The 11,454-nt window shown below is 62.9% G+C and carries 8 protein-coding genes; 1 reads left to right on the top strand and 7 read right to left on the bottom strand.

Annotated elements, in window-relative coordinates; genetic code table 11:
* The first annotated feature begins 206 nt into the window (after nt 1-206).
* On the top strand, nt 207-2,720 hold the full coding sequence (locus A3AU_RS01000000134820) for a caspase family protein (RefSeq protein WP_051355255.1): 2,514 nt from the start codon (nt 207-209) through the stop codon (nt 2,718-2,720).
* Between the two features lie 496 nt (nt 2,721-3,216).
* Here A3AU_RS01000000134820 and A3AU_RS0101785 read toward each other — a convergent pair whose 3' ends face one another.
* From A3AU_RS0101785 to nuoL, 7 genes are all read right to left on the bottom strand, one after another.
* Nucleotides 3,217-3,495, bottom strand: coding sequence for a DUF1467 family protein (locus A3AU_RS0101785; RefSeq protein ID WP_027051260.1), 279 nt, complete (start codon nt 3,493-3,495; stop codon nt 3,217-3,219).
* Complete coding sequence (mce, locus tag A3AU_RS0101780) at nt 3,492-3,896, bottom strand: methylmalonyl-CoA epimerase (RefSeq protein WP_027051259.1); 405 nt, start codon at nt 3,894-3,896, stop codon at nt 3,492-3,494. Before mce ends, A3AU_RS0101785 begins: the two co-directional genes overlap by 4 nt.
* A gap of 89 nt (nt 3,897-3,985) precedes the next feature.
* Nucleotides 3,986-5,656, bottom strand: a complete 1,671-nt coding sequence (locus tag A3AU_RS0101775) for a ribonuclease J (RefSeq protein WP_027051258.1) — start codon at nt 5,654-5,656, stop codon at nt 3,986-3,988.
* Between the two features lie 37 nt (nt 5,657-5,693).
* Nucleotides 5,694-6,515, bottom strand: coding sequence for a biotin--[acetyl-CoA-carboxylase] ligase (locus A3AU_RS0101770; RefSeq protein ID WP_027051257.1), 822 nt, complete (start codon nt 6,513-6,515; stop codon nt 5,694-5,696).
* Nucleotides 6,516-6,519: 4 nt separating this feature from the next.
* A complete protein-coding gene (nuoN, locus tag A3AU_RS0101765) occupies nt 6,520-7,956 on the bottom strand; it encodes an NADH-quinone oxidoreductase subunit NuoN (RefSeq protein WP_027051256.1) in 1,437 nt (478 codons plus the stop codon).
* A 19-nt stretch (nt 7,957-7,975) separates the two neighbouring features.
* On the bottom strand, nt 7,976-9,481 hold the full coding sequence (locus A3AU_RS0101760) for an NADH-quinone oxidoreductase subunit M (protein WP_027051255.1): 1,506 nt from the start codon (nt 9,479-9,481) through the stop codon (nt 7,976-7,978).
* Nucleotides 9,481-11,454, bottom strand: a complete 1,974-nt coding sequence (gene nuoL / locus A3AU_RS0101755; protein WP_027051254.1) for an NADH-quinone oxidoreductase subunit L — start codon at nt 11,452-11,454, stop codon at nt 9,481-9,483. Before nuoL ends, A3AU_RS0101760 begins: the two co-directional genes overlap by 1 nt.

Genomic DNA, 11,454 nt, shown 5'->3' with positions numbered 1-11,454 from the left:
GTGAATGAGAACGGCCACGCCAGAATCGGCGCGACGCAGGCTTGCTTGACCCGGCTTCATAGCCATTTCATGACGGAATGGGAACCCGGCCATGGCGGCACATTGACGCCTTCATGCCCGGAATCCTTGAGTTTCTGGATCATGTCGCGCCGGCTTGCCTGAGTTGAAAAGCCGTGGGACGCTGTCCGCTTGGGGCGGATCGGTCATTGCGGTTTTTCCTGTCGATCATCCTGGCGATCTTTTTCGTCTCGGCGGCACATGCCGAGCGGCGGGTCGCGCTCATCATTGCGGCCGACGAATACCGCAATGTGCGCCCATTGAAGAATGCGGTAAACGACAGCCGCACGATCGAATCCGCCCTGCAAAAGCTCGGCTTCGACGTCACCACCGAAGCGAACCGCGACCTGAAGCGCATGCGCCGCGCCCTGGAGGATTTCCGCAACGACGCGGCCGGCGCGGATGTCGCGCTGATCTACTTCTCCGGCCATGGCGTCGAGATCGCCGGCGACAACCGTCTTCTGCCGGTCGATGCCGATCCGTCTTCGCTGAACCGGCTGAAGGCCACCACCCTTCCGCTCGAAGAGGTGCGCGAGACAGTGACCGCGGTCGGCAAGATCGGTCTTGTCGTGCTCGATGCTTGCCGCAACGATCCTTTCGGCCAATCCGAGGGTGGCGAATCCACGGTCGGCAAATCCGGCGAAGGGCGCGGCGTGATCTCCATCGCGCCAGAGGTGAAAGCCGAGGCCAAGCCGGGGCTCGGACGCATGGGCCGCGCGGAAAACGTGCTGTTCGCCTTTTCCGCGGCGCCCGGACAGACAGCCTCTGACGGCGCGCCCGGCAACTCCGAATTCTCCGCCGCACTGGCCAGGTTCCTGCCCACTGACGGGTTGGAAATACGCTCCGTGCTGACGCTGGTGCAGCAGCAGGTTTACGACCTCTCGCGCGGCAAACAGCTTCCTTATGTCGAGAGCGGCTTGCCGCAGCTTTTCTTCGCCGCGCAAGCCAGCAAGGACGCCCTGCCCGAGCGCGATCGGCTGCTGCTCGCCATGGCCGGTGTCACGCCGGCCCTGCGCGTCGAGGTCGAGACGGTGGCGGCCAATGCCGACATGCCGCTGGCGCCACTCTACGCCGCGCTCATCACTTCCGACGGCAAGGCGATGGCACCAAGGCAGCGCCAGCAAAAACTCCAGGAAGCGGCCGACGCGTTCATCAAGGTGCGGGCCGATTTGCGCAACTTCGCCTCCTTCGATCCGGAAGTGACGGCGCTGCGCCGACAGGCCGAGGCGCAATTGGCACTCGGCTTGTTCGACGAGGCCCGCGCGTTGCTTGGCAAGGCGGCTGATATCGACGGCAAATCGCGCGACGATCTGAAAAACCGCTTCATCGAACGTACCCTGTCGGAGGCGACGACGCATTATCTTGCCGGCGGTGCCTCGCAGGCGCAATTGCGCTACGACCTCGCCATCGAGGATTACCGCAAAGCCGTGGCGCTCTACGCCGATGTCGACGGTTTCCAAATACCGGACGAGGCACGCTACCAGCAGACACTGTCCTGGGAATTTATCGGCACGCTGGAAACGACCGTCGGCCATTTGCATGAAGCCGGAAGAGCCTATGATTCGATGGTCCGGTCGGCTGAGAAACGCGCGGCCGCCGAGCCTGGCAAGATCGACCATCAGCGCGATCTTGTCGTGGCTCAGAACAAGGTCGCCGACGTCAGGAAGGCGATGGGGGATACAGCCGGCGCGATCGCGCTTTACCAGCAGGCGCTCGCCACGATGAAGGCGATCCTCGAAAAGGAGCCTACGTTTGGCTATCTGCGCGACTATGCCGTCGGCTTCAACCGCATCGGCGACGCCATGCGGATTTCGGGCGACGGCCCCGGCGCGCTGGCGAATTACCGTTCGGCGCTCAAGGTCGCCGAATTCCTGGCCGAGAAAGCACCGGACGATGACGGCTTTCGGCGCGACCTTTCCGTCAGCCATTCCAAGGTCGGGCTGGCGCTCAGGCTGACCAACGATCTGCAGGGTTCGATCGCCGAATATGAAGTCGCCTTGCGGATCACCGAGGCGCTGGCGAAGAAGAAGCCCGACGACAGTGAGCTCCAGCGTGACATCAGCGTCAGCTTGAACGCCATCGGCGATGTGCAGCGGCTGTCCGGGCACAATGACAGGGCTTTCGACCCCTACCAGCGCAGCGTCGAGATCGCGAAGACACTGGTGGCACGAGATCCTGGGAACACCTTGTGGCGGCGTGACCTCGAGCTCGCGCTGGGCAAGGTGGCCGATGCCATGAACGAGGCCGGCAACTCGGATGGGGCACTTGCCAACCACCGTTCCGCGCAGGCCATTGCCGAATATCTGGCCGAACTCGACCCCGATAATGCCGAATGGCAGCGCGACCTTGCAGTCAGCCACAACCGGATCGGCGATGTGCTGATGAGCAAGGGGGACAAAAGCGGCGCGGCTGCCGAGTACCGGGCCGGTTTCGTGATCGCCGACACGCAATTGCATGCCGACCCGGGCAATGCGCAGCGAACTGTGGACGCCGCCTACAGCCGATACAAGCTGGCCGTTGCTGGCGTTGATTCGTCGACAAACTTCAAAGCCGCGCTAGCCATGCTGACGGGCCTGAAGTCGCAGGGACGACTGCCGGGTGCCAACGAAGGCTGGATCGGCATGGTCGAGAAAGCGATGGCCGCGGCCGGTGTCGCAAAATAGGGTCCAGCCGACTGCGCGGAGAGCAGAACGTCTTCGGATTTGGCCGCCAATTCTTTGCGCGCGTCAATTCAAGATATGCCGCGAAGGCTCCGCCGCACCTGGCTGGCCGTTTCAAAAGCAAAGCATGCCATACTATTGTGCAGTGCAGCACGAGAATGCCTGTTTCGAGGCAAAATTCTTCGTGACATTGTCATTTGGCTTAGGCTAATGTGCCGCGATAACCGAGAGGGCGGAGAAAAATCTGCCCTCCTACGCGGTCAAAGTCTTGGGAGGATGCGATCTAGGCGCGGTAACTCGCTGCCGCCGGATACCGGAAACAGATCGGACGCGTTTAATTGCAAGGCCTCGTGCCTTGCATTTTTTTTGTGCAATCATCTGGTTAGCGCGGTGGATCGCCGAGCTGCATGACATGGCGTCAGCAGCGTGCGAGTGCGGAAAATTGGCAGCCTCTCGACCGCCTCCGCACCGATGTCGTCAGAGCACCCTTGCCGGAAATCTACTTTGCCGGGCTGAAATCCGGCATGATGCGCGAGAGGTCATCGATGCTGTATCCCAGCCCGTGCGTCAGGCCATAGAAAATGCCCATAAGGATCGCCGTGACGATGGTGGTGCGGATCACGGCGCGCAGCATGTGCGGCCCGCGCGGCGCGCTCGCCACCGTGCCCAGCGTCACGTCGTGATCGTCGTCCTGCGTCCTGACGCTGAACGGCAGCACGACGAACAGCACCACCCACCAGGTCGCGAAAAACAGGGCGGTGAACGAAATCCAGCTCATGATTGTTCCAGTTCGATCAGCGTGCCGAAGAAGTCCTTCGGATGCAGGAACAGCACCGGCTTGCCATGCGCGCCGACCTTCGGGTTGCCGTCACCCAGCACGCGGGCACCGGCGGCCTTGAGCTGGTCGCGCGCGGCCAGGATATCTCCGACCTCGTAGCAGAGATGATGCATCCCGCCGGACGGGTTCTTCACGAGGAACGCGGCGATCGGCGAGCCCTCGCCCAAGGGCTCCAGAAGTTCGATCTTGGTGTTGCCGACATTGACGAACACCACGGTGACACCATGCTCTGGCAGTGCCTGCGGCTCAGTCACCTCGGCGCCGAGCGTGTTGCTATAAGCAGCGGCGGCCGCGGCCAGATCCGGCACAGCAAGCGCGACATGGTTGAGGCGTCCAAGCATGGAATGCTCCGTATCAGGGCAGTATGGCAATAAGGCAGTACGGCAATAGGGGACGACGGATTAGAGGCGTGGTCGCATCCCTACTGCCCTCATCTGGTGACAAACACCGTCACCAGCGGCTTCTTGCCCCAGGCTTCGTTGGCTGCACCGCGCACCGCGCGACGCACCGCCTCTTGCACGAGGTCAAGATCTTTTCGCCGCTGACGGGGAATGGATTCCACCGCGCCAACTGCGGCATCGATCATCAGGTCCTCAAGCGTCTCGCCACTGGCGTCAGCCTCGGCGACGCCGATCGCGACCAGGTCGGGATCCCCGGCCAACTCATACTTGTCGTCGAGCACGACATTGACCGCGACATGGCCGGCAAAGGAGAGCTTGCGCCGGTCGCGAATGCCCATCGCCTGGTCGGTGCCGATCAGATTGCCGTCCTTGTAGATGCGGCCGAACGGCACCTGGTCGATGATGGTGGCGGGGCCGGGAGCAAGTCTCAGCATGTCGCCGTCGCGCACCTGCGCCACCTGGCCGATGCCGGAGGTCGACATCAGCGACCCCTGCCCCACCAGATGCGCCGCCTCGCCATGCACTGGTACGCCGATCTGCGGGCGCACCCATTCATACATCTTGCGCAACTCGCTGCGGCGGGGGTGGCCGGAGACGTGCACGAGCGCGTCGCCATCCTCGATGATCTTGATGCCGAGGTCGATCAGACGATTCTTGATCTCGAGGATCGCCTTCTCGTTGCCGGGAATGGTGCGCGAGGAAAACACCACCGTGTCGCCCGCCGTCAGCGACACTGACTTCATCTCGTCGCGCGACAGTTTCGCCAGCGCCGCCAGCGGCTCTCCCTGGCTGCCGGTGCAGATGATGACCAGGTTCTCGCGCGGGATGAAGCCGAAATCTTCCTCGGCGATAAATTCCGGCAGCCCATCCATATAGCCGAGTTCGTCGGCGACATCGATGACGCGCTTCAACGACCGGCCAAGCACCAGGCACTGGCGCCCGGCATCGCGCGCCGCCCTGGCGATGGAGACGATCCGCCCGACATTGGAGGAGAAAGTGGTGACGGCGACGCGGCCCTTGGCTGACTGGATGACGCCCTTGAGTCCTTCGCCGACGGCGACTTCCGAAGGCGACTCGCCTTCCCGCAACGCGTTGGTCGAATCGCAGATCAGTGCCAGCACGCCCTTGTCGCCATAGGCCCGGAAACGCGCCTCGTCGGTCTTGGGTCCGATCGTCGGTTCCGGATCGATCTTCCAGTCGCCGGTGTGAATGACGGTGCCGGCCGGCGAGGTGATCGCCAGCGACATCGGCTCCGGTATCGAGTGAGCCACCGGAATTGCTTCGATCTCGAACGGGCCGACGGTGAATTTCTCGCCCGCCCGGTAGATCGTCAGCGGGATTTTCGCTGCCCCCTGCTCGCCCTGCCGCTTGGCTTCCAAGAGCCCGGCGCTGAACGGTGTCATCCACACCGGCGCCTTGAGCTTCGGCCAGATGTCGAGCAATGCGCCATAGTGGTCTTCATGCGCGTGGGTGATGATGATGCCGCGCAGATTGGCGAGGTTCTCCTCGATGAAGCGTGTGTCGGGCAGGATCAGGTCGACGCCCGGATGTGCCGCGTCGGGAAAGGTGACGCCGACATCGATGACGATCCATTCGCGCGCGCTCGGCGGGCCGTAGCCGTAGAGGGCGAAGTTCATGCCGATCTCGCCGACGCCGCCGAGCGGCACGAAGACGAGTTCGGCGTTTTCCGCTTTCGCCATTATTTTTTCCTTCCTGACCCTCGGGCCAAGTCCACTACTAGGCTCTGGCCGAAGCGACCGCACCGAAATGCACGTCGCCAGCCGCGATCGTCAGAACCGACCCCTCATCGTCGCGGATCACGAAACGGCAGTCCTCGTCAATGGTCTCGAACACTCCACGCACCACATTACCGTCAATTCTGACGGCAACCTCGCCGCCAAGCCCCGCCGCGCGCGCCAGCCAGCGCCGTCTGACGGCGGCAAGGCCGCGGCCCTCATCCCAAAGGCGGGCATTCTCGCTCCAGGCATCCGACAGCGCCAGGAACAGCGTCTCGGCATCGCATGTCGCACCCAGAGCTTGCAGCGATGTCGCGGGATAAGGCAAATCGCTGGGGTGCGCCACCACATTGACGCCGATGCCGACCGCGACCGCGAAACGGCCGCCCTCCAGTATCGCCGACTCCAGCAGGATGCCGGCGAGCTTCGCTCCGGAAGCGAGCACGTCGTTCGGCCATTTCAGCTCGAAGCGGTTTTGTCCCTGGCTCGCGCCATCGAGGCCGATTGATATCCGGCCCTTCGGCACCACCGCGTCGAGTGCATCGGCAAGCGACAGGCCGGCGACGAAACCCAGCGTCGCGGCAAGGCGAAGTTCACCGCCGGTGATGACGAGCAAGGTCGCCGCCAGATTGCCTTCGGGCGACACCCAGGCGCGACCGCGCCGGCCACGCCCGCTTTCCTGCTTTTTGGAAACGACCCAGAGCCTGCCCGTGTCGCCGGCCCGGGCGTGGTCGAGCGCCACCGTATTGGTGGAACCGATGCTGTCATGGGCCTCGAGCCGGAACCCTTCCGACGCCGAGGTTGGGGCCAGTCGAAACGCCATCCCGTCAGAAAAATGTCTTGGCCGCGGCTTCGGCATAGGTGCCGATCGGCCCGCCGATCAGCACATAGAACAGCACGAAGGCGCCACAGACGCCGAGCACGACACGCAGTTCGCTCGCCATCGGCACGAAGCCGCCGACCGGTTCGTCGAACCACATGATCTTGATGATGCGCAGATAGTAGTAGGCGCCCACCACCGAGGCCAGCACGCCGATGATCGCCAGCGCGTAGAGGTTGGCATTGATGGCGGCGAGGAAGACGTACCACTTCCCCCAGAAGCCGGCGAGCGGCGGAATGCCGGCCAGCGAGAACATCAGGATGGTGAGAATGGTCGCCATGATCGGATTGGTCGAGGACAGCCCGGCCAGGTCACTGATCTGCTCGACATTGCCTTCCTTGCGCCGCATGGCGAGGATGAAGGCGAAGGTGCCGAGCGTCATTACCAGGTAGATCAGCATGTAGATGGCGACACCACGCACGCCGGCCTGGCTGTTGGCGGCAAGGCCGACCAGCGCGTAGCCCATATGACCGATCGAGGAATAGGCCATCAGCCGCTTGATGTTGGTCTGGCCGATCGCGGCGAAAGCGCCGAGCGCCATCGAGGCGATCGAGATGAAGACGACAATCTGCTGCCAATCGGCGGCGATCGGCTTGAAGGCGCCCATGGTGACGCGCACGATCAGCGCCATCGCCGCCATCTTGGGGGCCGCCGCCAGGAAGGCGGTCACCGGTGTCGGCGCGCCTTCATAGACGTCGGGCGTCCACATGTGGAACGGCACCGCCGAGATCTTGAAGGCAAGGCCGGCCAGCACGAAGACGAGGCCGAAGACCAGGCCGAGCTGGCGCTCGCCGCTGCCCAGCGCCGTGGCGATCTCCTGGAAGCCGGTGTTGCCGGTGTAGCCATAGACCAGGCTGATGCCGTAGAGCAACATGCCCGACGACAGCGCGCCGAGGACGAAGTACTTCAGGCCAGCTTCTGTCGAACGAAGATTGTCGCGGTTGATCGCCGCCAGCACGTAGATCGCCAGTGACTGCAGCTCGAGGCCGAGATAGAGCCCGATCATGCCGTTGGCCGAGATCATCAGCATCATGCCCAACGTGCAGAGCAGGATCAGCACCGGATATTCGAACTTGTCGAAACGCTCGGCCTTGGCAAAACGCATCGACATGACGAGCGTCACCGCGGAGCCGACCAGGGCCAGCACCTTCATGAAGCGGGCGAAGGGATCCTGGATGAAGGCGTTGCCATAGGCGCTGCCCTGCCCGGTGTGAAAGATCAGCCAGGCGCCGGCCGCCACCAGCACGGCAACCGCGAGGCCGGTCACGGTGTTGGCGGTGTTGGCGCGCGAATAGGCGCCGACCATCAGCAGCGCGAGCGCGCCGATGGCAAGGATTAGCTCGGGCGTCGAGAGCGACAGGCTGGAGAGAAGGTCCGGCGTCATGGTTCGCAAAACCCCTGGGTCAGTTCGCCGCCGCGGTCTTCGCGGCGCCGATGGATGCGGTGACATTGGTGACGAGCGACTTGACCGATTGGGCCGTCGCGTCGAAGACGGGAGCGGGATACACGCCGAAGAAGATGACGAGGATCACCAGCGGATAGATGATGACCTTCTCACGCGGCGACAGGTCCAGAAGCCCCTTGAGGCTGTCCTTGGTCAGCGCGCCGAAGATCACCCGGCGATAGAGCCAAAGCGCATAGGCCGCCGACAGGATGACGCCGGTGGCGGCGAAGAACGCCACCCAGGTGTTTACCCGGAAGACGCCCAGCATGGTCAGGAACTCGCCGATGAAGCCCGATGTGCCCGGCAGGCCGACATTGGCCATGGTGAAGATCAGGAACACCGTGGCGTATTTCGGCATGTTGTTGACGAGGCCGCCATAGGCCGCGATCTCACGCGTATGCATGCGGTCGTAGATGACGCCGACGCACAGGAACAGCGCGCCCGAGACGAGGCCGTGGCTCAGCATCTGGAAGATCGCGCCCTGCACGCCTTCCTGGTTCATGGCGAAGATGCCCATGGTGACGAAGCCCATATGGGCAACGGACGAATAGGCAATCAGCTTCTTCATGTCCTCCTGCATCAGCGCCACCAGCGAGGTGTAGATGATGGCGACGACCGAGAGGGTGAACACCAGCGGCGCGAACATTTCGGACGCCAGCGGGAACATCGGCAAGGAGAAGCGCAGGAAACCGTATCCGCCCATCTTCAAGAGGATGCCGGCCAGGATGACCGAACCGGCCGTCGGCGCCTCGACGTGGGCATCCGGCAGCCAGGTGTGCACCGGCCACATCGGCATCTTCACCGCGAAGGAGGCGAAGAAGGCAAGCCATAGCCAGGTCTGCATGTTGGTCGGGAAGCTGTGCGTCAACAGCGTCGGAATGTCGGTCGTGCCGGACTGATAGAACATCGCCATGATGGCGAGCAGCATCAGCACCGAGCCGGCCAGCGTGTAGAGGAAGAACTTGAACGAGGCGTAGACGCGCCGCTTGCCGCCCCACACGCCGATGATGATGAACATCGGGATCAGGCCGGCTTCGAAGAAGACGTAGAACAGCACGATATCCAATGCGCAGAACACGCCGATCATCAGCGTCTCGAGCAGCAGGAAGGCGATCATGTAGGCCTTGACGCGCTTCTCGATCGATTCCCAAGACGCCAGGATGCAGAGCGGCATCAGGAACGTCGTCAGGATGACGAACAGCATCGAAATGCCGTCGACGCCCATATGGTAGGAAATGCCGGAATCGAGCCAGGCGAATTTCTCGACGAACTGGAAGCCGGCCTGCGAATTGTCGAAGCCGGTCCAGATGAACAACGAGACGATGAAGGTGAACGTCGTCGTCAACAGCGCGATGGCGCGGATGTTGCGGCGTGCGTTTTCGCTGTCGTCCCTGATGAACAGGATCAGCAGCACACCAACCAGCGGCAGGAAGGTGACCAGCGAGAGGATTGGCCAGGCGGTCATCAGAGCATCATCCAGGTGACGAGTGCGGCAACGCCGATCAGCATGGCGAAGGCATAATGATAGAGGTAGCCGGTCTGCAGCTTGACGACGCGGTTGGTGACATCGACGACCCGCGCCGAAATGCCGTCCGGCCCGAGCCCGTCGATGATGGTGCCGTCACCGGTCTTCCACAGGAAATGGCCAAGGCGCTTGGCGGGCCGCACGAACAGGAAGTCGTAGAGCTCGTCGAAATACCATTTGTTGAGCAGGAAGGCGTAGAGCCCGCGATTCTGCTGCGCAAGGTTCACCGGCATTTCCGGCGAACGGATATAGAACTTCCAGGCCAGCGCGAACCCGATCAGCATGGCGATGAAGGGCGACAGTTCGACCCACAGCGGCAGTTCATGGATCTCGTGCAGGATATGGTTGTCCGGCAGCGTGAACAGCGACGCCTTCCAGAACTCGGCATAGCCCTCGCCGATGAAGGAATTGTGGAAGATGATGCCGGCAAACAGCGCACCGGCGGCCAGCACGAACAACGGCACCAGCATCACCGGCGGCGATTCATGCACGTGGTGCATCACCTCATGGCTCGCCCGCGGCTTGCCGTGGAAGGTCATGAAGATCAGCCGCCAGGAATAGAAGGCGGTGAAGCAGGCGGCGATGACCAGCAGTATGAAGGCAAGGCCGGCGACTGAATTGTGGCTGGCAAAGGCGCTCTCGATGATGGCGTCCTTGGAGAAGAAGCCGGCGGTGCCGATGACGGTCACCGGAATGCCGACGCCGGTCAGCGCCAGCGTGCCGATCACCATCATCCAGTAGGTGGTCGGGATCAGCTTTCGCAGACCGCCCATCTTGCGCATGTCCTGCTCGTCGGAAACGGCATGGATGACCGAGCCCGAGCCGAGGAACAGTAGCGCCTTGAAGAAGGCATGCGTGAACAGGTGGAAGATCGCCGCGCCATAGGCGCCGACGCCGAGCGCCACGAACATGTAGCCGAGCTGCGAGCAGGTCGAATAGGCGATGACGCGCTTGATGTCGTTCTGCACCAGGCCGACGGTGGCGGCGAAGAAGGCGGTGAAGGCGCCGATGAAGGTCACCACCGTCAGCGCCGAATGCGACAGCTCAAACAGCGGTGACAGCCGCGCCAGCATGAAGACGCCCGCCGTCACCATGGTGGCGGCATGGATGAGCGCGGAGACCGGCGTCGGGCCTTCCATGGCGTCTGGCAGCCAGGTGTGCAGCGGCACCTGCGCCGACTTGCCCATGGCGCCCATGAAGAGCAGCAGGCAGACGACGGTCATGGCCGACTGCTTGTCCAGCGCATGGCCGAGGAAGGTCAGCACGGCAGCACCCTGCGGCGCGCCTTCAGCCGGAATGAACGTTGCCGCGTTGGCGAAGATGGTGCCGAGATTGACCGAGCCGAACAGCACGAACACGCCGAAAATGCCAAGCGCGAAACCGAAATCGCCGACACGGTTGACAACAAAGGCCTTGATGGCGGCGGCATTGGCCGAAGGCTTCTTGTACCAGAAGCCGATCAGCAGGTAGGACGCGAGACCGACCCCTTCCCAGCCGAAGAACATCTGCACCAGATTGTCGGCCGTTACCAGCATCAGCATGGCGAAGGTGAACAGCGACAGATAGGCGAAGAAACGGGGCCGGTTCGGATCGTGATGCATGTAGCCGATCGAATAGATATGGACCAATGCCGACACGGTGTTGACCACCACCAGCATCACCACCGTCAGCGTGTCGATGCGCAGCGCCCAGGAAACGTCCAGCCCGCCGGACTGGATCCAGTGCAGCACCGGGACGGTGAACACCTCGCCATGGCCGAAGCCGACGCTGAAGAAGGCAACCCACGACAGCACCGCCGAAATCACCAGGAAGCCGGAGGTGATGTACTCGGAAGCCTTGGCGCCGAGCGACGTGCCGAACAGGCCGACGATCAGGAAGCCGAGCAGTGGAAGGAAGACGATGGCCTGATACAT

The sequence above is a fragment of the Mesorhizobium erdmanii USDA 3471 genome (assembly GCF_000472705.1).
Taxonomy (GTDB): Bacteria; Pseudomonadota; Alphaproteobacteria; order Rhizobiales; family Rhizobiaceae; genus Mesorhizobium; species Mesorhizobium erdmanii.
The sequence above is the reverse complement of the archived record's forward strand: the minus strand, read 5'-3'. Positions and strand labels throughout refer to the sequence as shown.